The following is a 22,032-nucleotide window of genomic DNA, read 5'->3' on the forward strand; positions in this document are numbered from 1 at the left end:
AAAGGTCGGTCACCGGCAGGGTTGGCCCCGCCGACGACCGTTCGAGGCGACACCACTCGGGCGGTGTTGCCCCGGCCTCAAGCGGTTTCGGAGGACTTGACCGCCGGCTGGCTGCTCATTGCCCGGTTGGCGAGGCCCATCAGGGTCGCCTGAAGCGCCGGAGACTTGTCGAGGACACCCTGCACGGTCTTGCCGTAGCCAAGACCCTTGGCGAACTTCTCGAAGATATCGCCGTCGCCGCCAATCAGCTCGAACTTGGCATTCTGCAGCGCCGCGGCCATGACCTTGCCGTTCTCCAGCATGCCGATACGCTGAGCCTCGATCTGCGCCATGACCTCCTTCTCGTGCACTTCGAGGTTCATACGGAACTCCTCGAAATGACGCGCCTCTTCGGACATGTTGTCGTAGGCCCTGAGCTTCTCGACCAGGCCGTTGGCCTCGGCGCGAGCCATGGCCTCGCGAGCCTGGGCCCTTGCAGTGCCAAGTTTCTCTTCGCCCATCGCCTCGGTCTCGAGGCGCTGTTCGAGTACGCGCACCTCGGCCATGCCGGTCTCTTCCTCGGCCTTGGCGTTGGCCGTCTTGACCTCGGCCTGGGCCAGCCCTTCGCTGCGCAGCGCATGGGCACGCGCTTCCAGCACCTGGGCTTCGGCTAGACCATCGGCGGCGGCCATGGCCTGATGGCCACGCGCCTGCTTCTCTTCTGCCGCGGCCTTCTTCTCGGCGGCATCCAGCTCCGCCTGGGAGCGGATCAGCAGCTCTTCGGCTTCCAGCTTGGAACGCTCGAAGGTCGCCTCCGCCTGCCGCACTTCCTTCAGCTTGCGCTCTTCGGCCTCGGCCTGAGCAGCCGTCAGGCGAGTGACCTTCTGGCGTTCGGCTTCGGCACGGTTGCGAACGTCATGGATGTTCTCTTCTTCTTCCGCCACGCTGCGCTCGACGGCAATGCGCTGGCTGGTGATGTCGGCAATTTCCTTGCGCTCTTCTTCCAGCGCCTTCTCCATGCCGATCCGCTCGATCTCCACCGCCCTTTCGCGGTTCACGTCCTCGAGTTCGCGCGCCTGGCGGATGCGCACCTCTTCGATCTGTACGGCACGCTCGCGAGCCTTGGCCGCCATCTCGATCTGGCGCTGCTTGTTCTCGTCGGCAATCGCCAGCTCTTCGTCGGTCTTGATGCGAGCCGCCTCGCTCTTGGCGCGCTCCTGCTGACGAACCTGCTCGGTTTCGGAACTCTCGCGTGCCTGCAGGCTCTCGATCTCGCGACGCTGACGCGCTTCGGCGTCGGTCTGGGTCCGCTCCAGTTCCAGTGCCGCCTCACGGGCAGACACGTTCTTGCGCTGGATCTCCAGCTCCTGGTCGCGCTCCAGACGATTGGTCTCGACGTTGTGCAGCGCGGTGATCTCGGTGATGCGCTTGATGCCTTCCGAGTCCAGGATGTTGTTAGGGTCCAGTGAGCTCTTGGGCGTCTGCTCGAGATAGTCGATCGCCACGTCTTCCAGGATGTAGCCGTTCAGATCCTGACCGATGGTCTCGACGATGGCATCGCGGAACTGCTGACGCTCATCGAAGAGCTGCATGAAGTCCATCTTCTTGCCGACGGTCTTCAACGCCTCACTGAACTTGGCATTGAACAGCTCGTTCACTGCATCCCGGTCGGAAGCGCGGCCCACGCCAACCGACTTGGCAACACGCAATACGTCATCGGCCGTGGCATTGACCCGCAGATAGAATGCCACGCTGATGTCGGCACGCAGATTGTCGCGACAAATCAGACCTTCCTTGCCGGTACGATTCATCTCCAGGGTAATGACCGATATCTTCATGATTTCGGCCCGATGGATCACGGGCAGCACCATGGCACCGGTAAAGTACACTTTGGGTGTCGCTGAAAGATCGTTGACGATCAGGGCCTGGCCCTGATCGATCTTTCTATAAAAAGCCTGAAATAAAGCCAACAAGGCAAAAATGGTGATGGCGATGACGCCAACTGCCACGATCAGCGGCATGATCCACGACAAGTCCATTGCTTTAGTCTCCCAAGTTTCCCGCGCGTTTAACCCGGCTTAGCCGGAATGGAACTCTTTTTCTGGTACGACCCAGTAGGCCTTCTTTTCAGGCAGGTACTCGATGAGCACTGCCTTGTCCCCACGAACCAGGGGTGAATCGCTTCTTACCTGTAGAATCAAGTGCGAGCCATCGATATGCACGTCGGCACTTCCGCTAGTCGCTCCAACCGAGCCGGAACGAATCGTGCACAGCGCGCCGATGAGCTGCATGTCCTGGGGCTTGTGATAAGCCCGGACGAAGAGAGGGCGTAGCGGGCGGATGAACACCGCTGTGGCGATGAATGCGCCAATGATCGACACGATCAGCAGAATGACACTCAGCAGCCCACCCAGCCAGCCGCTAAGAGTATTGATTCCCAACAAAAGATCGGCGAAGTAGCTGATCAGCCAACCAGACAGGGAAAGTAACGTAATCACCAGAGGGAGCGGGACGCCTTGAAGCCCTAACGTGGCAAGCAACCCACCGAAATCCACCGCCCCATCGCCCCCGATGTCGCCATCCAGCGCATCGCTATCGACCAGTCCCGTCAGGGATACCAGCCAATAGATAACAGCCACGCAGAGTAGAACGGTAAAGAAAACGGTAGGAAAAGACGTGACAATAGAAAGGAATATCGACATTTATGCAATCATCCCTGATACAGACTTACCCAAGGCTGCCTGAGTGATCCTTGGCAAAGCCCCCTTCAACGACAGCTGTAATCAATTGTCGTTGCCAACCCCCGAGTCAACTGGATAAACTTAATGAGTTGTATTAATTCTGTCAACAGGCTTCCACGAGAAAAGGAGAGCGAAGTGGATACGCAAGACCTAATGTTACACCTCAGCGACACCACCTATGAAGGCCGCCACTTTCATGTCATGCCGATAGAAGGCAAAGAAGACGTTCTGCAAGTCACCGTTTCGGGTGCAGAAGAGGTGCCTGTCTACCTAACTTTCGACGAAACACAAATCCTTTGTTTCACTTACCTGTTCGATGAGAGCGAAGTCACTCAGGAGCGCCTTCCGGAACTCCTCGACAGCATGCTTCGGCTCAGCGTGCCGCTACCCTTGAGTGCCCTAGGCAAGATCGACCAGCGCTATGTCGTGCATGGCGCACTTTCGACTTCCGCCACCTACCGGGAAATCGCTCAGGAGCTCGGCTCCCTTGCTGACAACACCATCGATTTACTTGAATTGTTTGAAGAATTCTTAAAGTAAAAGGAAGGAGCCACAGGGAATGAGATCGATGTTCAAAAAAATCCTTACCGCCGTACGCGGCGGCGTCAACGAGCTGGGCGAGTCCGTCGTGGATAGCCAGGCAAACCGCATTTTCGAGCAGGAGATCCGCGACGCCGAGAACGAACTCCGCCAGGCGCGTCAGGAACTTGCCGCCCTGATGGCGGAAAACACCTCGCTCGGCCGTCAGATCAAGGGCTTTGAAGACGAGATTTCACGTCGAGAAGCCGAGGCGCACAAGGCCCTGCAAGCCAACCAGGAAGACCTCGCCCGTGAAGTCGCGGAGCGAATCGTCGAAGCCGAACGGCAACGCAGCGACCTTACCGCCACCCGCGCCAACCTGCAGGGCAAGGTGGACGCCATGCGCGAGCGCATGCAGCGCTCGGAGAAGCAGCTGGCCGAATACAAGCGCGAACTCCAGGTCGTCAAGACCAACGAGCGGGTGCTGCGCACTACCGCCCAGATCGATACCAACATCGGCAGCAACCAATCCTCCCTGAGCAGTGCCAAGGCCACCCTGGAACGTATCCGCGAGCGCCAGCAGCGTATCGAGGATCAGCAGAGTGCCAGCGTGCAGCTCGAGAAGGAACTGACCGGCGCCGACCTGGACGAGCGTCTCAAGGCTGCCGGCATCAATCAGGAAAGCGATGCCGTGGAAAGCGTCATGGCTCGCCTCAAGGCCTCGCGCAATCAGCCTGGCGCGTGACCAGTATCAGGAGCCATGCACCCATGGCTCCTGATTCCCTCCTGGCAAGACGAGGATGTCGAGCCGAGCATCAACACTCCCCTGGATTGGCAAAGCCTCAGCTCTCTTTTACAAGAGAGGCCATCGCTTGCTCCAGGCACCAGCTGTCGATGATATTGTGCTGGCTGCGCACCGCTAGACGTCCGGCTTCATTGATGACCCAGGCAATATCGCTCAACGGATGCCCCGTGAGCCGATGTGCCAACGCTTCCAGATCGAGACTCGATGCCGTGGGCCGCTTGGCCAGCTCACTGCGCAGCATGTCCCTCACGCCCTCTCGGTCGGCATAGGGAACCTCCAACATGTAGTCGAAGCGGCCCCGTCGTCGCAGTGCACTGTCCAGCGCTTCCGGCCGATTGGTCATGCCCACTACCAGGATATCGCGGCGGCCCGCCGCATCGATCAGGCGCAGCAGTTCCGAAATTTCCTCGATCTTGTGCTCGTGACGCACTCCCTCACGACTCGCCCCCATGGCGTCCAGCTCATCCATGATGATGATGCTCGGCGCTTCGCGCTCGGCCTGCTCGAACTCCTGGCGCAGCCGTAGGCTGGTCTGGTGAATGTAGGTGCTGCCGACTTTGCCAAGATCGACCTCCCGCACCGGCCAGCCGAGGTATTCCGCAAATTTTCGCACTGCATAGGTCTTGCCCGAGCCAGGTGGCCCGTACAGCAGTACCCCGTTGGGTGGCGCGACCTGCATGGCGGCATAGGCGTCCTTGCGGCGGTAATAGTCGACGATGTATTCATTGAAGAAGGCCTCCAGCCTGGCTTGTCCAGCCAGGCGGAAGGGCTCACTGGGCAAGGGGCGGCTGCCTTCGGCAGCCACCCGGTCGATGTCCAGCACCTCGAAGATCGCCCTGACATCCTGCAGCGTCAGCCACTGGTTGAAGCGCAGGATTTCCTGGGGCGAAAGCCGGCCATCGGCAACGCCCCCGGTCAGCAGGGAGATGACCAAATCCTTGCGCTGAGCAGCCGTCTCCGCTTCAAGGCTGGTCGGTAGACAGAGCTGGGCATCCGGCCAATAGAGCGCCGCTCCCCAATGGCCGTCGGGCATGCTACGCAGGGCGCGAGCAATGGCCATGAGATCGCGGGGGGACATGTAATCGGGCCGTTGGGCGATCGCCTCGATGGACAATGGCTCATGCTGTTTCTGGAACAGACTCACCCAGTAAGCATCGTTGCCGTATCGCTCGACCCAGCAGCGCCCTGCTTCCTGTCGCGGTGCCAACACCTGCTCCCAGGCCGCAGCCATGTCATGACCATGGGCCAGAACCAGGGCAACCTGATCCACCGGTTCGAGTGCGAGCACCTGATAGCCAGGCCCCTCGTGCTTGAGGCCAGCAACATGATGCTCGTGCCCCAGTCGCGTCCTCAGGGGAAACCAAGGGAACGAAGCCACCGTCACCCCCGCATCAGGCCAGCGAGATCGGTCACGTTCACCGAGTGTCCCGCGCCATGTTGAGCCTGAAGATTGAACAACTGATTATTGATCGACTTGAGCCGCATGATTTCGTTGTTCTGGACCGCCTCCTGGCCCTCTTTCACCAGGTTCGCATGCCGTTCGGCATCTACGCTCGTGGCAGAGCGCTCCGCCACGCTGCGGAACACATTGACCACGACTTCAGGTCGCTGGAGCATCAAGTCGTAAACCAGCGCATCCATCTCGTTGATGATCCGCTCGGCATCGTTGAGCGCCGCCGAGTCGCCGCGCTCGAGTTCCTCCAGGGCACTTTTCGACATACGCCGGAAGCGCTCGCTGTCGAGAGGCAGATTGCCAATATCGAGCTCACGCTCGTAGAGTTTGACCAACTCGTCATGGTACCCACTCAGCATCGTCTTGCGGTGCTGGGGCGAGTGCACCAGGCGTGAGAGGTCCTGGCGTAAAGCCCTCACCCGTTCGCTGATGCCCCGCCGCACTTCGGGGTCGACGGCACGTTCCGCAGCACGACGCTGCTCCTGCAGGGCAGCACCAATGGCACCTAGTTCTTGTCGTGCCTCCTTGCCCAGACGTGTATTGGCCTGCGCCAGCTCGCTATTGGCCTCCTCCATCTGGCTGGACAGCAAACCCTTGCCTTCCTCGCCGTCGAAGTTGCGGTGTCCATCGGTATCGGCATAGAGATGCCCCGTGTCGAAGGTCTGCCCTACCGCTGGAACGTCGATCACCACACGCAGGATGCCACTATCGTTCATGCGCCATTGGCAAATGACTTCGTCACCCTTGTTGATTGACATGCCCGGCAGCAGATCGCTGCCTGATATACGAAAAGCTCCAACGCTTAGATTCTGTTCCGGATCATCCACGTTTTCGGCATGCTGATACAGCTCCAGGGAGATGTGCTCGTTACTCTCTGAGCGCACGCCTCGGGCCGCTCGGAACGACTTGGTGCCTTCCGCGGGTAACAAAGTGCCCTTGGCGATCATGGGTTCGAGTGTGTTGATCGCTCCACCGCTTCCCATCTCCACCACCTTCGCCGAGATGGTCTGAGTCGCTGGAATGCCGGTTGCGCTAGCATGGGTTCTCAGAATCACGATCTGCCGGCTGGCTTCGGCGAGTGGCCGGCCATCGCTGCCGAACATGCTGATACGGAAGTGATTCTCTCCCTGCTGGGCGATAGGCAGTCGCAACGTCACCGACTCCTCGAGCTTTTGCCGGCCCGACGTCCACCCTCTGGAGCAGTCGACCTGAATTTCCAGCGCCTCGCCGCCCACCGCACCTCGCGACACTTTCAGCCGTGCGGTATCCCGGGAAGTACGTGCGGGGAAATCGTAGCGCAGCGCCAACTCCGCAACTTCCAGCGTGTTCCGCGACGACTTGCGTACGGAACCACCCTCTTCCCACTCGCGGCTTTCGGCAAAAATGGCGGCGCCATAGCTCACCGCGACCATGGGGTCGACCGTAGTGTCGGCCACGATATCCAGCTGCCCAGCGACTCGCTCTACCAACCATGGCGTTTTCGTCGGCCCGCCGATGAAAACGATACGAGCCACGTCGCTGGCCCGATAACCGTTCTTGGCGAGGATGTGTCGACACAACGCAACGGTTTCGTCCACTTGCGGCTCGATCAACTGACGCAGCGCTTCCCGACCGATCTCTAGATCGAGGTAGATTGGTTCGCCGCGCTCATCACGAGTGCCGATCTCGTCTCCGGAGACGAAAAGCGTTTCGACATCGCTGCTGGATAGCGCAATCTTCGTACGCTCGGTTGCCATGCGAGCGATGCGCAACAGCCGTTGGTAGCCAGGCTCAGTGAGAAAGTTCTCGGGTAGACTGAAGCGTTGCTGCAGCCAAGGGACGACCACGGCATGCAGAATTTCGCGATCGAAGTCACGTCCACCAAGCATGTTGATACCGAGGTTATCGAGGACATTGACCGCTCCACCGACACTCTGTACCAACGCCACATCGAAGGTACCGCCCCCCAGGTCGTAGACCAGGAATAGTCCGGTATCGAGCTCACCGGCAGCGATCGCCGCCATGGAGGCAGCGATCGGCTCCTGCAGCAGCCCTACGGCCTCGACACCGGCCGCCCGGGTAGCCCGAAGCGTGGCTTCGCTCTGCATCTGATTGAACGCCGCCGGAATCGTGACGATGCATCCTTCCACCGGTTCATCGGGGTAGGCCTTGAAGGCTTGGGCCAAGAGTTGACGTACGATATCCGCACTGGCCTGCTCTGCGGTCATCGTCCTGCCATGCCCCACGTGTAGCTCCGTGGAAGTTCCCATCAGGCGCTTGAAGCCGGCCGCCACATTGTCAGGTGACAGCACCATCTGCTCGAAGGCACGCTGCCCGTAAAGCTTGTTCCCTGACTCGTCCACGTAGATGACACTGGGCAGAACATTGTCTCCCCCCTCGATGGACACGACTTCCACCTTGCCCTGGAAATAGCAAGACACTGCGCTATTGGAAGTACCCAAATCGATACCGATGTACATGCTCAGCTCCTTCCCTTGACGATGACGCGACCGAGGTGCAACACCTCTCCTTGGCGAACGATGGTCGGCTCGATGGTCTGGACGATGGTCAGCTCACCCTCTCCAACCATCTCTTCGTTATTGATTACCTGTACCGGAAGATTTGGCACGTAACGCTGGTGAATATAATCCACCACCTCCAACTCCAGCGGCGCTATGAGTCGAGAAGTCTGCCGTGCCGAGTAGCGCAGCTGCGCAGCCTGTTGCTTGAATTGATGAGGTGGCAAGGCATCGAGCAGTGATTCACACAGCTTTTCGACACGCCAATATTCCAGAAGCATCCCTTTCGCGAGATCAATATCCATGATTGTCCTTAAATGACTTAGGCTTCACAGAGAAAGGAGTAAGAGGAAGAAGACAATTGCTATTACGCCCCATACCACGAAGTTGACAACGCCATTATCTGACGGTGGGTCGATTGTCGTCTTCTGGGCATCGAGAAAGCGAAGCTTGTCAGGATCATGGCCGAAACGCTCATGACCTTTTTGCAGCCACTCGGTGAGGTTCTGCTGATTGTATAGGTAGCGGCTCAGCTCGATACCAGCCTGCACCTCGAGCCACAGCATTTCTTGCCAGTTCGATCGCAGCCGCTCGCCAAATGAGCCCTCCAAGGGGTATTGCCGCTCGATCTCGATAAGATGACGAGCCGCATGAACCAGCGGCATGACCTTGGTCATCTCTCCGAGCACCCTATTGCACCGCACCCAAGCCCCGCGGACCAGCGCTTCATCAGTAGCGCTCTCCAACAACTCAACCAAACCTGGAAAGAGGCTGTTCTCGATGCTGGGCTCCGGATGGTGCTGCTCGTGAGCGAGAATCGTCGCCTCCAGCTGCTCCTGATCGCTCCCCAGGCTCTCCACCCAGCGGCCAAAATCCGGGGCATGCTCCTCGAGGTAATTGAGGTCGGCGATGTCCTGCAGCATATTCAGGATGAGTTCCGCTCTTTTGGCGATTCCCGGTACGCCAAGCGTCAATCGACGCGCCATGGTAACCAGCTCAGTGGCCCGTTCAGGGATGTAAGTATGTGCTCGAATGCCAACGTCCAAAGTGGCAGCAACGACTCTCATACTATGCGCCTCATCTACGCTCCTGCGCTGACATTCCAACCGGAGCGGTCGCGAAAGTACTTCCCAGCGGTTGAGGCATTCGAGCAGAGTCTCTGCCGGCGCATGGAAAGCCTCACTCTCGATCCCGCTGCCGATTTCCATATCGGCTTCGCTCTCGGTTTCGATGTCCAGTTCGAGGACGCTGTCGAGGAGCGTATTCATTTGCTGAAGGCTGGTGTCAATCTCGGCACCCAGCGCCTTCATTGGCTCATCACACCACCGCTGATAAGCCGTCAACAATTCTCGTGTGAAGCGGCACGAAGAGGAGGATTCCTCAATGCCCTCGAGCGCCTCCGACAACAAGGCAGGTAACCGCTCCTCTGCACCTCGGCTCAACGCCTCGAAGAGGTGTTTCGCTTGCTCGCGTGTATGGCGCTCCACGACTTCCTTGACCTGCTCGACATCCACCGCGGGAAAACCGCTGGCCTCGCGCTGCCGGGAGATCGACTTCGTTAGCTCATCGGGCTGAACGGCCTGCCACTGCGCCAGGAGAGATTTCAGCTCCGTCGCCGTCGCCTCACTACCCATGGCAATTCGAATCACTCCGAGATTGGCCGCGGCAAGCGGCGGCCAATCGGATAGGTCGGCCACCTTGCTATCACGCGCCGCCTCGAACGCCTGTGCGAAGGGCACTCCAGGCAGCCAAGCCACCTCTGCCTCAAGGCGAGGTAACGAGCTGCTCAAGGCCTGGTAATATTTCAGAGCTGCTTGCTCATCGATGAGATGGTCATCGACGATGTCTTCGAAGCGATCCGTAAGCACCTCCAGACTATCCTCTGGAGACACCTTAAGCATGAAAAAAGGGTTGTTCGTCAAACTTTCATAGGCCACGCCGTTACGTTTCGAATCAACTTCATCAACGGCTTCTACATCATCTACTGCTCCCATACTTCCCCCCATCCTGGCTTGGCTCCGGCTCTATAAAGAAATCGTTTATCCTGTTCTCAGGAAGCTGAAAAAGGCGAATCAGCCATCAGGAACGCGCGGATGTCACACTTATGAGGATGAGCATGCAGCCACTCCCTGATATCACAGGCTTTCTCGTAATCGGCATCGCCGAACTTACTGCGATACAGGTTCTCGAGTGACTCGCTGGCTTTCTCCTTGCGGATACGATGCTGCCACTGGTCGGTAAGAATGGCGTTAAGGTTACCCGCCAGTCCTTCAGCCACCAGCATCTCCCACTCGCCCTTGTGCAACCACACCCCACCAACCCTGGCGCTATAATCCAGACGATGAGCGTTGTCCTTCGCAACGCGAAATTTCCGCATGATTCCGCCGCTCATAGGGCAGATCAGCGCCCCCGGAGAATCTTCGGCCTCTATGCTCTCACCAGAGAATACATGCTCGGGATGCCGTTCCTTCCAACCGATATAATCCTCGATCAGAATCCAGTTTCCGCCGCAGTTATCACACGTATGGCAACGAAACAGATCGTCCAGAAAGCTGGGCACTAGATTGCCCGAATCACACGCAGTACACTTCATTCCCCGCTCCTAAAGATTATCATTACATCGCTTCATTGAGCCCACTGTCACGCCATCTCAAGTATCGGCACGCTCGACATTCTCTTGACTATTACCAAAGCCAAGGCGACTCAGCTCCTCGTCGCTATAGTGATCGAAACGGAAGAGATCTCCCTTCACATGATCTACTTTCAGTGGCTTGCCCCACTCTTCCTCGCCTTTCAACCCGTAATACGTCAACATATACGTTTCGGGCGTGTGATTATCAGGGACGAGCTTGGCTCCCAAAAAAGCCAAGAGGGCACCAAATGAAACAATAGGCCCAGGATATAGCTGAAGAAACTGTATGAATGTCGGACCTGAAAACCTGTTGACCATGACGGTGCTTGGCCCGAATACCAGGAAGCACCCCCCGACAAAGACCATCAACCCTGCCACACACATCACTACATTAGCGATGACCTTGGTTGTCTTGCTTTCTCTACAGTAAGCCTCATATCGAGACTCAAACCTTGGCACCTCTTTCTCTTCAGGTAAGCTTTCAAAATCAACTTCAACCTCACCAAACACTCTGTTCCCCACGACATTCTCTCTTTTTCAGTTAAAGAAAATTTCTCGCCTCTAGAGCACAACCAAAAGCCGACACAATGATCAGGTCATCACCTCCAATCGAATTGAAAGATCAGACCTGCTGTCGAACGACATCTTTAAAGCAGTGAAGGCCACGAGCCCAACAGGCATATAAAGCACAAAGCCCAGCCCGCCGAAAAGTAAAGACACGACGAGCCCACCCAGGGAATAGGCACACATAAAGACGAACATTGCCTTCCCGAATCTATCCTTCTTTTTCATGAAGGCTGCCAGCTTTCCTTCTTCCTCCTTCCCTAGCAACAACTCAGCGCCACAACTCGGGCAAGTGGCCGTCCGTGACTCCAGTAGCCCAGCAATCCATTGCGACTCCTCACAGAAACATGAACCACATGAAGAGCATTTAAAATCCAGGTCTTCCAACACAGCTTTTTCTTCTTTCTTACTCACTCTCTCATTCCCTGATAAAAGTAGGTTCAATTAGGTGTGCGATAAGCCTTTTTCTTCCTCACCGTGCTCAAGAAGCCTTTTTAACTTGGCTCGCCCGAGGGACTTGACCATTGGCAATGTCAATAGACTTGCTGGAGCGGTGGGCAAAGCACCAATGGCGAGCAGGATAAAGGAAGGAACCGACCATTTTTCCTGGCCAGGTTTGTAGGAGTACGCCATCAGCGCTAGGCCTGAGAGTACAAAAGCTACGCAGGCAAGAATATAAGGGTATAGAAATTCGGCATAGTTATTTACGGCATAGACCAGTCCACCACCTGCGACCAACACAGCGTATGCCATCACGCAGATGATGCCCATATCAAAACTTACTGCCTCCTTATCGACGCCCTGTTCTTTCAAAAAATCGAGCAAGGGAGTTCGAAGCTCTCCTGTATGCTTCAGGTGAACGACTCCCTCCTTCGGCCCCATACCAAACAGCGGTTTGTTGCTGGAATTACGAATCTCCCCAATGCAGGCCTGACTAGGGTCATCAGTCTTGCGACCACTCTTTGTCCTAAGCACCAGCTTCAACGATTCGTCATAGCCTTGGAGGTGATCATACAGGGACTGGAGAAATTCGATGTCGAAAGTCTGTTTGAAATTTAATGGAAGCATGGTTTTCTCATTAGTTTAGAAAGCAATTAAAAGCAACGAGGGAACTGCTCTCAACGATAATGGTTAAATATTCCGTGTCGAACACGCACACTACGCCTAGCGCCAGGTGATATCCATATTTCACGAGTCTTACCGTCAATAGAAAAGCTTGCCAGACAGATTGTGCCGCTCTGCTTAATCCCAGAGCGCAAGGTACTTTCTACTGTATGGCATTTACTAGTTTGAACATGGGTAAGCAATGTCTCCCGGTACGGAAAAGTCAACTCCACTACCGCTAACACCAACAGCAGATTGAGACCATGAGCCAACAAGTCGATACGATGCGACCAGCGAGCTAGAGCTTGGTTGACCACAAACAGGCCGAGAATCAACAATCCCACTGTCATTCCAGTCAGCACAGTGGCAGACAGCGAAGGGCTCATAACCCGGAAAAGCAAGGTATCGTACATGACTGACAGTACCATTGGCGGCAACACGAACATCGCAAGTATGAACATCGCAAACGTACGACCACTTTCATGCTCGCCAAACAGCATCAACAGATAAGTGGCGATCGCCAGCCAGGCTAGTCCAATCGCGAACAGCAGGCCGAAAGGGGCGATGATTAGCAGAAACCCATTCGCCCATGAACCAGCAACCATTAATGCGATACCTGCCAACACACAGGCACCGACGGCCAGCAGTCCCCAGAGGGAAAAAAGCGCCTCCAAGGCACGTACCAGAAGTCGGTTAGCCGTTTGTGTGATGCGCCCTACTGGTGGGCGTAAGGAATACTCGCTACTTAAGGACATGTAATTTCCTATTCTGATAGGCCTTTCATTACTGGCAAGACGCGTACGAAGGGATCACACAACTATGAAGCCCTCCGCTACCATCAGGGCAGACGCTTGGCGTCGGCCCTGATGGTTGTATGTTTCCGCCCCGCTACGCGGTTTCAGGCAATAGCGAGGCCAGGACCTTCGTGTAGAAGACCCGGCGATTGGCTTGTTGACTGCGCTTAGCGCAGGCGGATGTTCTCGCGCTACTTCTCTTCCTGAATCTGCTTCACGCTGGCTTCGTCCATGTCGCGCCAGTAGCGGGGGGTGATTTCCAGAAGGGCATCGAACTCCCAGAAAGGGGCTTCCAGGCGAGTATTCCAGGCATTTCTTGCATCATAATTAAGTGTGAAGGTCTTTACCTGACAGTCGGCCGCCTTACTCAAAAAGGCTCTTTAAACTCTCTGAAGCTTGTTTAGGTGACTCGGGTAGTAGAATGCGCCACGCTCCATAATACTTGGCGAAATTATCCTCAATCTCTTCTACTCCACCATCCTCAGGATGGTAATCATAACTTACCCTGGCACGGTTTTCGTTAAGGAATTCGACAGACTTGATGCTTATATTTTCTAGACGCGCTGATTCAATAATTACTGGAAGAAACCTGACCATGGCACGATCAAGGCGCGCTGATATCTCAGCACCGGTTATTTCATATATTTTTTCGTCTGGCACCCCCTCAAAAAATACCTCCACAATCATGTGTTGCGAACTCAAGGGGTGGTTCTTTGCCTCAATGAGAACCGGGAGGGTGTATTTTTCATAGTCTCTCAAATGTTGCGGATGAACAAACGTGGCTGCTTTATGAAAATCTGAATCTGAGTAAGCAGCCAGATATTCGAAAAACAACTCTATTACCGCCTCTTCCTCACCATAATTTTCGTCAGCCGATATCGAAATACTGAACAAAACAACTGCAACAAGAACAAAATATTTAATAGCGCTCATCATTCCTTTTCCTATCCCCACTAACACTGCAACAATATGAATCAATCCAAATATTCAGGACATCGCTGTAGTTGACCATTCCACAGGAAAGATCCCGCACTCCTTCATCATTATGGCAATCGACGGCGTAGAATATACGATCCTCTCCGGCATTCAGGAATTGTGCATAGACAACTCCTAAACACCCCAGAACTCCTCTTTTCTTTCTGGCAGAGCGCCATCAAAGTATTTTGGAAAAACTCGTGCTCACCTGGTGCAAGGAAAGGTTCACTCAAGCCATTTCTTCAGCGGACATTGAGTCTTTCCTTGGCCCAGTAGTCATCTTCCGCTCTATCGATGCTGAGGATAGCCGACATATCTTCCGGCATCGCCGTCAGCGGAGCAGGCGCCAGCCAACCCCTCATGCCTCTGGATTTCCCCACGCTACCGCCGGGGCAGACGCTTGGCGTCGGCCCTGATGGTTGTATGTTTCCGCCCCGCTGCGCGGTTTCAGGCAATAGCGGGGCTAGGGCCTTCGAGTAGAAGGCCCGGCGATTGGCTCGTTGACTGCGGTTAGCGCAGGCGGATGTTCTTGCGGTACTTCGCTTCCTGGATCTGCTTCACGCTGGCTTCGTCCATGTCGCGCCAGTAGCGCGGGTTGCGGCCCTGCTGCTGGTCCGCCGCCGCCGTGGTGGGGTCCTTGTGGCGATGAATCTCTAGGCCCGGCACATCGGGCAGCGGCTGCGAAACATCCATGTAGCGCTGCAGGAACTGCCAGGCCGCGACCAGCTCACCGGGCATCTTGGTCGGCGGAAACTGGGCATCCAGCTTCTGCCGGATCCGCTGGAAGGGGTGATAGAGAATCAGCGAGTAGGTGGCACTGCCCTGGGTATCGGGGGAGCTTTCCAGAAAGGCATCAAACTCCCAGAAAGGGGCTTCCAGGCGAGTCTTCCAGGCATTCCTAGGATCATAGATGGTGAAAAGTCCCGTTTGGCGATTAAGCTGCCAGAGGGGAGCCTCTCGCATGCCATAAAATACGGATGGATGTTTTTTTTCCAGATATCGCCCCCCTCGCCAAAGAATCAAACAAATCGCTACCACAGGCAAGCACAGGCCCGCATTAATCAAGAAACCCGCATAAAACTCCTCAACACTATCTCCACCGAATGCCCATCGGAAAAAGTCAAGAACCGTCAGAAAAAGAAACCCAAATAAAAACAAACAAAATCCAACAATAGCAAAACCCATTACCATATGAAGATATTTCGCCATGGCTGTGTAATTAGGCGGCATAACAACTTGATGATCGTAACGTACCTTTATAGCTTTGAAAACCTCGTCACCTTCCAGCCCACTACTCGCACGTTGCTCCTCCCAGTTCTGGGAAATGGCAATATTATTATAGCCATACTCTTCATTAGTGCCATTATCCTGGGTCCGCCGGTCCCAAGAAAGCCGAGAGCCAATAATAGTGTCTCGCTCAGGGTTCGCCACCTCCCACTGCTGACGCTTGGTGGGGATATAAGCGCTATCGGCGTAGTAGTCACCGAGATGTTCTTTAGCGGACATTGAGTCTTTCCTTGATCCAGTAGTCATCTTCGGCTCTCTCGACGCTGAGGATGGCCGACATATCGTCCGGCATGGCTGTCAGTGGAGCTGGCGCCGGGTAGATGCGCCGGCTAGGGCGCAGCGGTATCTGCGTCGCTTCACGGAATTGTACCTGAACGTCCCAGCGATATTCGGTGCTGCTGCCAAAGCCACGCATGGCCTCGTTGGCGGGAGAATGCACAAAGTAGGTGATGTGCTGCGCACCCAGCTGCGTAAGCAGCGGTTGAAAACGAGTCGAGGATCTCTCCGTCCATGAACTGCCTGCTGGCGAACGATAGTGCGATCCCTGTACCAATCGCAGCACCGTGACATCGTTCAGCTCTCTCCCCATACCGGGCAAGGCGCTACGTACCTCGATGGCGGTGTTGATGGCCTGGCGCGGATCGAACTGAGCTTGCCATAGCTGCCCCATTGGCATGACCGTTTCCACTGGAGAGGTATGGGTGTTGCCCAGCTTGGCGAGCAGGGAGTCGCGTTCCACCGGGCTGACCCTACGCAGTGAAACCTGGATATTGGCGAATATACCCTGTAAGCGATAGTAGGCTTCCTCCGGCTCCTCCAGCCATGGGGCACGGCCACGCTGATCGCCGAAGGGGCCATGCTTGATCCACTGCTCCAACGGACCATCGGTCAGCAATATACCGCCCACGGCACCGCCCAAGAGCAACGCTAAGCCGACCCAGCCCACCGGGCCGCTGAATAGCATCAACATCGTGGCACCTACCGCTGCCACACCATAAGCCAGCGCAGCGTCATTATCCCCTTCACGCATACGCCCAATAGCGTCCCAAGTCATGGATATCGCCATCAGAAAGCCTGCAAACTTGGCAACTGCCCAGTTGACCTTTATTAAATCAGGAAACAGACGCGTTATTATATTAGCCTGACCATTTCGCACCAAAACTCTTTGACTAATATTGCTAATCTTAACAATAGCAACTTTAGGCGCCTGATGCCGCCGAGCTATATAGTCACTTACGTTCAATGTGGCGAGGCTTAAATCAACCAGAGCGGTCACGGTATCAAAGCGGGCTTTCGCTCTTTCCTTTACCGCACTAGAACTTTGCCACAAATTAACTGACTGTACGACGACCATAATATAAGGCAGCCGTGTAGCTTCCGTGGCGCGCTCAGCAAAGCCAATACGGCTGCTGCCACGGCGTACCAGATCGGCGGCGCGTGAATCGGCAGGCGCAAACACGAAGCGTACCTCCCGGGCTTCGCCTACCTCGGCCATGGAGCGAAGCCGCTGTTTATTGGTGCCGCCCAGCAACTGACCGTCCGAGGTGCGATACACCTCACCGTAGAACTGGCCCTGCTGGTATTGCTGCAAGTGCAGGCGATCCGCTCTCGTAAGCCCGAAGGTCATGCCCGTGGCGACATCCTCAACACCGAGCAAGACCATACGATCCAAATTGATCCCATCCAACGGGCGAAAGGTGAGATCGCCCAGCAGGCTATGAAACGCGCCGCGCGAGGCATTGAAGGCGGGTAGATAGATTCTGGCCGTTGCGGACGTGCGCTGGCTTTCGCTTGCTACCTGGCCCAGCAGGTTCCTGCCGCTCTCGGCGATCTTGCCGAATACGCTATCGAGAGCATCGGCCCAGCGCTTGAGTTCATCCAGAGTGCCGAGGCGAGCCATGGCAGCCAGAAAAGAAGCTTCAAAGGTCTGCAGGTCGTCCTTATCCGGAACGTCGTTGCGTTCGCTCTCCTCGGCCAACGCCCTTGGGCGGAAACGACCGCTACCGTCATTGATTTCCTCCTCCGGTAGTACGAAAGGCACCTCGACTGGATGAGCCTCGCTGTCGGGGAAGCACATGGCGTGCAGCGGTTCGCGGCTGCCATCCTCGAGCAAGGAGAGTAGAGTGCGTTGGGCCTTTGCCGGATTGGCAGTGTGGAACAGACTGGGAATGTCTTGATCTACCAGGGTGTCGACTCGTTTCGGGTCGAGGCTCAGGGCGGTGAAGCACTGCTCGGCAAGGCAGAAACCACTGATATAGTCTCCCCCCTCCAGGCTGAAGTAATCCGCCAATATCCGCTGGTAGACCGCATTGCCCAGCAAGTCGGCGAGGCGATTCTGGTGAAACTCCCAGAGACGATGGGCAATGTCTCGTGCCAGCGTGGCCACGCTGGTGTGAAACTCCCCACCCAGGTAGCGCAGCGCCGGCTGCGAAGCAAAGCGGCGCAGCGGGTTGCTCTCACCCCCTAGGCGCTCGGGCATGACGCGCTTCTGCACCAGCACGGCGCTGCGAAAGTGTGGCCGGGAAGCGCAGCGCTCGAGCAGCAGCGCCAGGTAGTTCTGGGCCAGCTGTGTCTGGCTCAGGGCGTGGCGAAGTTCGAACAAGGGGTCATGTATGACGAGGCCCGGTATCTCACGCTGCCTGGCATCCTCAAGAATGTCGCTGCCTTCAGGCAGCTCTTCCCAAACTGGCGGCTCGCTGGCCTCTTCCATCTGCACGGGTGTGCTGCGGTTTGCCTGACACACCGACTCGACAGCAGCGGCACGCAGACCGACCTCCCGCTTCAGAGGCGAGTCATCCCTGTTGGCTTCGTTCCAGGCGCCGTTCACTGCGTCCGAACCGCCTCCATCGAAGCGCTGCTGCTCGCTCAAGGCTTGCTGGTAAAGCGAGGACAATACGCTGCCCGAAAGATCCTCGGTCCAGAGCGGCGGGTGAGCGACCTGCATTTCCAGACTGGCGCTTCGTTCGCGCTGCGGCGTCAGCCGCTCGGCGGCCAGCAGCCTTCCGCTTGCAACGCGTTCGGACGGATCGCGCAGCGAAACGGACTGGAAGCGCTGATTGATCGCCGTAGGGTTGGCTTCCAGATGGTTCAGTCTGGCCGCCGACCACTGCACGTCGGAGAACGCCACCTTGACCTCGCGGCCCATCCAGCTCATTTCGCGCCGGGCCGGCAGCCAGATTTCCGTCAACGGCAGCCCCACGGTGGGACGACGGTCCTCCACATAGCCATCTGTCTCGCTGCGGTGCTGTGCCAGATCGACATCACGGAACTGCCACTCACCCGACTCGGAGACACCCACCTCGATCTCTCGCCATATGGCCCCCCGATAATGGATGTAGAGGTAGCCGGGGCGACACGGCAGGGCGTGGGTAGCATCGTCCTGCAGCGACTGCCAGAAAGCCAACGGGATGACGGGTTGCACGACATGCGCTTGGTGGACGGTATGCCGCTCATGCTCTTGCCATGGCGTGACGCCTACGTTGCCGAACAGCGGTACTCGTATCGGCTCACCTTCGCTGGCGATCTCCAGCCAGACGTTACGGCGCGGTTGCCCTTCCCAGGCCCAGCCATGGATGCGGCTCAGCGGTTCCGGCAAGTCTTCTTCCTCGACTGCCTCGGCAAGGTCCACCTGCTCCTGCTGGTTCTCCAGGTCGAAGAAGACGAAGCGGTGGCCCTCGGGGTGGTCCTTGCCCATGACCTGAATGAAGAGCTTGGGTTCTTCACACGCCTTGTGCTGGCTCAATTCCTGGCTCATGTGGCACTCCATTGACTAGGGGGTTGCATAGGCTCTTCAAGGGCAACGGCCGGATCGCTTTGCCGACCCAGCGCCTGCTCGAGGTAGGCACTGGCAAGAAAGCGGCGGTAGGCTGCCGGGTCATCAAGACGCTCGCCCGGTTGGCGGAACGCCTTCCAGGCCCTCATCACCCGAATATGGCGCTCGAGTGCGGCTTCCTGCCCGGCGGTAAGTGCAAGCTGAGCCGCCGCCTCGGCCTGCCGGAGCGGATCGACGTGTTGCACAGACACTTCATCGTCGGCACATAGCGCATGCCATGCGGACGCTGCCGGCGTTCTCGGATGCGCTTCGCCGTGCCATATCCAGCGCTCAATAGGACCGAACCAGGCCTGGCTGACATGTTCGGGAGTAGCAAAGAGCACTGCCGCCACGTCTGGGTGGTAGTACCGCAACATGCCTTGGCGATCGCCGTAGAAGGCAACGCTCAAACAACGGCGCAAGTGCGTAAGCACCGCATCTTCCGAAGCTTGGCTGGCCACGACGATACCCGGCGAGACTCCCTTGCGCGGGTCCTGGGCAAATGCCTGCAAGAGCTCGTCAGGTGCATCGTTTATCCGAAGCACCACTGGGCTCCGCTTCAGGAAGTCGGCATAGGGCGTTTCCAGAAACAGCCACTCGTATTCGAGCTTCGGTACCCGCTGGTACAGAGAGGCGAGTGTCTGGCCGGTCTCTTCGAGAACCAGCCAATGACTCAAGTGGCGGCCCTTCCCAACGAGCAGCTCGGACAATGTATCGGCGCGGATCACCCTCATGACGCTGCACGCCCCCTGCAAGGGCAGTCGGACAGGGGGCAGCTTCCGTCACGCTGCATCTGGCAGCGCTCGATCATGGGGATATCGTCGGCCATGGCCTGATCGAGACGCTTACCGAATACCGGCCCCATGGTGACATTCTCGTGCACTTCCCCCACCGCCTCCCGCGGCAGCGCCGGTGCCTGGGCGGCCTGGCCGCTGCCGGAGCCGGGGCTGCCTCCGGAGTTGATCTTGACCTGGCTACCGACGATGGTGACGCCGCTGGGGTCGAGCTTGACGAAGCTGCCTCCGGCCTTGAGGGTGATCTCGGCGCCGGCTTCGATCACCACCTTCATGCCCGCCTTGTGGTGGATCTCCTGGCCGGCTTCGACCAGTAGGGCGCGGCCGTATTTCTCGTGACGGCTGGCGTCGACGATGAGGTGGTCGTCGCCGTCGATCTGGGTGTGGCGGCTGCCGTGTACCGTCAGGTGATCGTCGGCGTGGATCTCGCCGATGCGGTCGTGGTGCACGGTGAGGAAGCTGTCGTTGCCGATCTCTTCGGTGCGGTCGTTGTGGGTCAGCAACTCCAGGTCTTTCTGGGCGTGCAGCCAGATCTGTTCCTGGCCGGCTTCGTCTTCGAAGCGCAGCTCCTGGAAGCCTTCGCCTTTGTGACTCTGGGTGCGGATGACGGTACGCGTCTTGTGCGCCGGCAGTTCGTAGGGCGGCGTATTGACGGCGTGGTAGGTGCGCCCGGTGATCAGCGGTTGATCCGGGTCGCCCTCGAGGAACGACACCACCACCTCATGCCCAATCCGCGGGATGGCGAGACTACCGTAGCCGCCGCCGGCCCAGCCTTGGGAGACACGCACCCAGGCACTCGCCGTTTCATTGGGTTCGGCATAACGGTCCCAGGGGAACTGGACCTTGACCCGGCCGTGCTCGTCGCAGTAGATCTCTTCGCCCTCGGGGCCGACGACGAAGGCGATCTGCGGGCCGTCGACGCGGGGCTTGGCGTTGGGCGTGGGGCGCCAGGCGCGGTCGGCGGGGGTGAGGATCAGTTCGTTGTCGAACTTGGTCATGGCTTCCGAGCCTGCCCGACCCCGCAGGCCTAGGCCCGCCGCATCACTCTGCGTAACACCATCCTCTTCCAGGGCCTGGGGCTGGCTGCCGGTGTGCTTGACCTTGACCACCTGCCAATCGCAGTTGAGCTCACTGAGGTCGTGGTCGGTGAGGGTGAACTTGACCCCTGGGGCGAGCTCGGGCAGATCGCTCTCGGCGACGCAGGTCAGGGCGCCGCTTCTGAGGTGTTCGAGACGGATGCGGGTGAAGGCGTCGCCGGAGGCGTCGGCCTTGTAGCGCCCGGGGTAGTCGTAGTGTTCGTAGTCGTCCCTTTGGGCGTGCTCTTCCAGGTCACCCGCGGCGTGCTCGTGGAGCTGGGCATAGGCGGGGTTCTTGAACGAGTAGTCCTTGAGCGTGACCGAGGCCGGGGCGACCCGGGCGAGCTGCTGGAGCTTGCGCACGTGGCGGCTCGGCGGGGTGCCGCCGGCGCGGCCGTGGTAGGTACGCTCGCCCAGGTGGGCCAGGGTCTGGGGCGCATCGGCGAACACCAGACGATGGGCGCCGTTCGGCGCGTCTTCGAATTCGTGGAAGTAGAACAGGCCCTCTTCGGCGGCCAGGCGCTCGACGAAGGCGAGATCGGTCTCCCGGTACTGCACGAGGAATTCTCTTTCCGCCAGATCTCGGGTGACGGCGAAGGCGACGTCGGTGAGGCCACGCTCGTCGCACAGGGTGTTGAGTACGGTAAGCGGCGAGACCTCCTGGAAGATGCGCGAGTTGTGGCGCAGGTCGAGGCGCCACAGCGCCGGGCGGGCGACTAGGGAGTAGAGGGTACGGCGATGGCCGCGGTCGCCGCGACCGAACTCGCTGACGACGGCGTGGACCCGGCGCAGCACCTCGCCGTCCTGCCAGATCGTCAGGCTCACCGGGCGGTCGAGCAGCTCGGTGGCGGAGAGGCTGCCGTCGCGGCTGGCGAAACGCACCTCGAGGTGGAAGGGCTGCGAGAGTGCCTCTTCCAGGGTGAAGTCGATCACCGCCAGCTCGGCGCTGTCGACCCCGGCGAGGTCGAGGGTGAACTGGAGTCCGGTGCGGTCGGCCATG

At 57.9% G+C, this 22,032-nt stretch carries 19 protein-coding genes; 2 read left to right on the plus strand and 17 right to left on the minus strand.

Annotated elements, in window-relative coordinates; translation table 11 throughout:
- Positions 1 to 77 precede the first annotated feature (77 nt).
- On the minus strand, positions 78 to 2,018 hold the full coding sequence (locus HOP58_RS00185) for a hypothetical protein (protein ID WP_234259091.1): 1,941 nt from the start codon (positions 2,016 to 2,018) through the stop codon (positions 78 to 80).
- Positions 2,019 to 2,057: 39 nt separating this feature from the next.
- Positions 2,058 to 2,681 (minus strand): hypothetical protein, encoded by a 624-nt coding sequence (locus HOP58_RS00190; protein ID WP_234259093.1) that lies wholly within the window; start codon positions 2,679 to 2,681, stop codon positions 2,058 to 2,060.
- A 174-nt stretch (positions 2,682 to 2,855) separates the two neighbouring features.
- Here HOP58_RS00190 and HOP58_RS00195 point away from each other — a divergent pair, with 174 nt between their 5' ends.
- Positions 2,856 to 3,260: a DUF2170 family protein gene (locus tag HOP58_RS00195; protein WP_234259095.1), complete on the plus strand. Its 405-nt coding sequence runs from the start codon at positions 2,856 to 2,858 to the stop codon at positions 3,258 to 3,260.
- Positions 3,261 to 3,288: 28 nt separating this feature from the next.
- Positions 3,289 to 3,984 carry a PspA/IM30 family protein gene (locus tag HOP58_RS00200; RefSeq protein WP_234259097.1) on the plus strand — a complete coding sequence of 232 codons (696 nt, stop codon included), beginning with the start codon at positions 3,289 to 3,291 and terminating at the stop codon, positions 3,982 to 3,984.
- A gap of 97 nt (positions 3,985 to 4,081) precedes the next feature.
- On the opposite strand, the gene HOP58_RS23235 is transcribed toward HOP58_RS00200, so the two are convergent.
- The 15 genes from HOP58_RS23235 to tssI form a co-directional block, all read right to left on the minus strand.
- Positions 4,082 to 5,332, minus strand: a complete 1,251-nt coding sequence (locus HOP58_RS23235) for an ATP-binding protein (RefSeq protein ID WP_234259099.1) — start codon at positions 5,330 to 5,332, stop codon at positions 4,082 to 4,084.
- A 92-nt stretch (positions 5,333 to 5,424) separates the two neighbouring features.
- Complete coding sequence (locus tag HOP58_RS00210) at positions 5,425 to 7,956, minus strand: Hsp70 family protein (RefSeq protein ID WP_234259101.1); 2,532 nt, start codon at positions 7,954 to 7,956, stop codon at positions 5,425 to 5,427.
- 2 nt (positions 7,957 to 7,958) lie between these two features.
- A complete protein-coding gene (locus tag HOP58_RS00215) occupies positions 7,959 to 8,300 on the minus strand; it encodes a hypothetical protein (RefSeq protein ID WP_234259103.1) in 342 nt (113 codons plus the stop codon).
- 24 nt (positions 8,301 to 8,324) lie between these two features.
- Positions 8,325 to 9,989, minus strand: a complete 1,665-nt coding sequence (locus HOP58_RS00220) for a hypothetical protein (protein ID WP_234259104.1) — start codon at positions 9,987 to 9,989, stop codon at positions 8,325 to 8,327.
- A 56-nt stretch (positions 9,990 to 10,045) separates the two neighbouring features.
- Complete coding sequence (locus tag HOP58_RS00225) at positions 10,046 to 10,588, minus strand: zf-TFIIB domain-containing protein (RefSeq protein ID WP_234259106.1); 543 nt, start codon at positions 10,586 to 10,588, stop codon at positions 10,046 to 10,048.
- 57 nt (positions 10,589 to 10,645) lie between these two features.
- Positions 10,646 to 11,149, minus strand: a complete 504-nt coding sequence (locus HOP58_RS00230; RefSeq protein WP_234259108.1) for a hypothetical protein — start codon at positions 11,147 to 11,149, stop codon at positions 10,646 to 10,648.
- A 69-nt stretch (positions 11,150 to 11,218) separates the two neighbouring features.
- Positions 11,219 to 11,605 carry a hypothetical protein gene (locus tag HOP58_RS00235; protein WP_234259109.1) on the minus strand — a complete coding sequence of 129 codons (387 nt, stop codon included), beginning with the start codon at positions 11,603 to 11,605 and terminating at the stop codon, positions 11,219 to 11,221.
- Between the two features lie 30 nt (positions 11,606 to 11,635).
- Positions 11,636 to 12,259, minus strand: a complete 624-nt coding sequence (locus HOP58_RS00240) for a hypothetical protein (RefSeq protein ID WP_234259110.1) — start codon at positions 12,257 to 12,259, stop codon at positions 11,636 to 11,638.
- Positions 12,260 to 12,309: 50 nt separating this feature from the next.
- Complete coding sequence (locus HOP58_RS00245; protein ID WP_234259112.1) at positions 12,310 to 13,050, minus strand: hypothetical protein; 741 nt, start codon at positions 13,048 to 13,050, stop codon at positions 12,310 to 12,312.
- Between the two features lie 230 nt (positions 13,051 to 13,280).
- A complete protein-coding gene (locus HOP58_RS00250) occupies positions 13,281 to 13,460 on the minus strand; it encodes a hypothetical protein (protein WP_234259114.1) in 180 nt (59 codons plus the stop codon).
- Complete coding sequence (locus tag HOP58_RS00255; RefSeq protein ID WP_234259116.1) at positions 13,453 to 14,025, minus strand: hypothetical protein; 573 nt, start codon at positions 14,023 to 14,025, stop codon at positions 13,453 to 13,455. Before HOP58_RS00255 ends, HOP58_RS00250 begins: the two co-directional genes overlap by 8 nt.
- A gap of 549 nt (positions 14,026 to 14,574) precedes the next feature.
- Complete coding sequence (locus tag HOP58_RS00260) at positions 14,575 to 15,570, minus strand: hypothetical protein (protein ID WP_234259117.1); 996 nt, start codon at positions 15,568 to 15,570, stop codon at positions 14,575 to 14,577.
- Complete coding sequence (locus tag HOP58_RS00265; RefSeq protein WP_234259119.1) at positions 15,560 to 19,105, minus strand: hypothetical protein; 3,546 nt, start codon at positions 19,103 to 19,105, stop codon at positions 15,560 to 15,562. The genes HOP58_RS00260 and HOP58_RS00265 overlap by 11 nt, the downstream gene beginning before the upstream one ends.
- Positions 19,102 to 19,896: a DUF4123 domain-containing protein gene (locus HOP58_RS00270; RefSeq protein ID WP_234259120.1), complete on the minus strand. Its 795-nt coding sequence runs from the start codon at positions 19,894 to 19,896 to the stop codon at positions 19,102 to 19,104. Before HOP58_RS00270 ends, HOP58_RS00265 begins: the two co-directional genes overlap by 4 nt.
- Positions 19,893 to 22,031, minus strand: a complete 2,139-nt coding sequence (gene tssI / locus HOP58_RS00275) for a type VI secretion system tip protein TssI/VgrG (RefSeq protein ID WP_234259121.1) — start codon at positions 22,029 to 22,031, stop codon at positions 19,893 to 19,895. Before tssI ends, HOP58_RS00270 begins: the two co-directional genes overlap by 4 nt.
- Between the last annotated feature and the right edge of the window lies 1 nt (position 22,032).

The sequence above is a fragment of the Halomonas sp. MCCC 1A11062 genome (assembly GCF_021404355.1).
Taxonomy (GTDB): Bacteria; Pseudomonadota; Gammaproteobacteria; order Pseudomonadales; family Halomonadaceae; genus Halomonas; species Halomonas aerodenitrificans.

What these genes read in the sequence shown, in the direction of transcription:
- HOP58_RS00255 (WP_234259116.1), bottom strand. Translation starts at nt 14,025, where the DNA reads ATGATGAGCGCTATTAAATATTTTGTTCTTGTTGCAGTTGTTTTGTTC.
- HOP58_RS00210 (WP_234259101.1), bottom strand. Translation starts at nt 7,956, where the DNA reads ATGTACATCGGTATCGATTTGGGTACTTCCAATAGCGCAGTGTCTTGC.
- HOP58_RS00245 (WP_234259112.1), bottom strand. Translation starts at nt 13,050, where the DNA reads ATGTCCTTAAGTAGCGAGTATTCCTTACGCCCACCAGTAGGGCGCATC.
- HOP58_RS00215 (WP_234259103.1), bottom strand. Translation starts at nt 8,300, where the DNA reads ATGGATATTGATCTCGCGAAAGGGATGCTTCTGGAATATTGGCGTGTC.
- HOP58_RS00240 (WP_234259110.1), bottom strand. Translation starts at nt 12,259, where the DNA reads ATGCTTCCATTAAATTTCAAACAGACTTTCGACATCGAATTTCTCCAG.
- tssI (WP_234259121.1), bottom strand. Translation starts at nt 22,031, where the DNA reads ATGGCCGACCGCACCGGACTCCAGTTCACCCTCGACCTCGCCGGGGTC.
- HOP58_RS00190 (WP_234259093.1), bottom strand. Translation starts at nt 2,681, where the DNA reads ATGTCGATATTCCTTTCTATTGTCACGTCTTTTCCTACCGTTTTCTTT.
- HOP58_RS00220 (WP_234259104.1), bottom strand. Translation starts at nt 9,989, where the DNA reads ATGGGAGCAGTAGATGATGTAGAAGCCGTTGATGAAGTTGATTCGAAA.
- HOP58_RS00265 (WP_234259119.1), bottom strand. Translation starts at nt 19,105, where the DNA reads ATGAGCCAGGAATTGAGCCAGCACAAGGCGTGTGAAGAACCCAAGCTC.
- HOP58_RS00260 (WP_234259117.1), bottom strand. Translation starts at nt 15,570, where the DNA reads ATGTCCGCTAAAGAACATCTCGGTGACTACTACGCCGATAGCGCTTAT.
- HOP58_RS00225 (WP_234259106.1), bottom strand. Translation starts at nt 10,588, where the DNA reads ATGAAGTGTACTGCGTGTGATTCGGGCAATCTAGTGCCCAGCTTTCTG.
- HOP58_RS00185 (WP_234259091.1), bottom strand. Translation starts at nt 2,018, where the DNA reads ATGGACTTGTCGTGGATCATGCCGCTGATCGTGGCAGTTGGCGTCATC.
- HOP58_RS00270 (WP_234259120.1), bottom strand. Translation starts at nt 19,896, where the DNA reads ATGAGGGTGATCCGCGCCGATACATTGTCCGAGCTGCTCGTTGGGAAG.
- HOP58_RS00200 (WP_234259097.1), top strand. Translation starts at nt 3,289, where the DNA reads ATGTTCAAAAAAATCCTTACCGCCGTACGCGGCGGCGTCAACGAGCTG.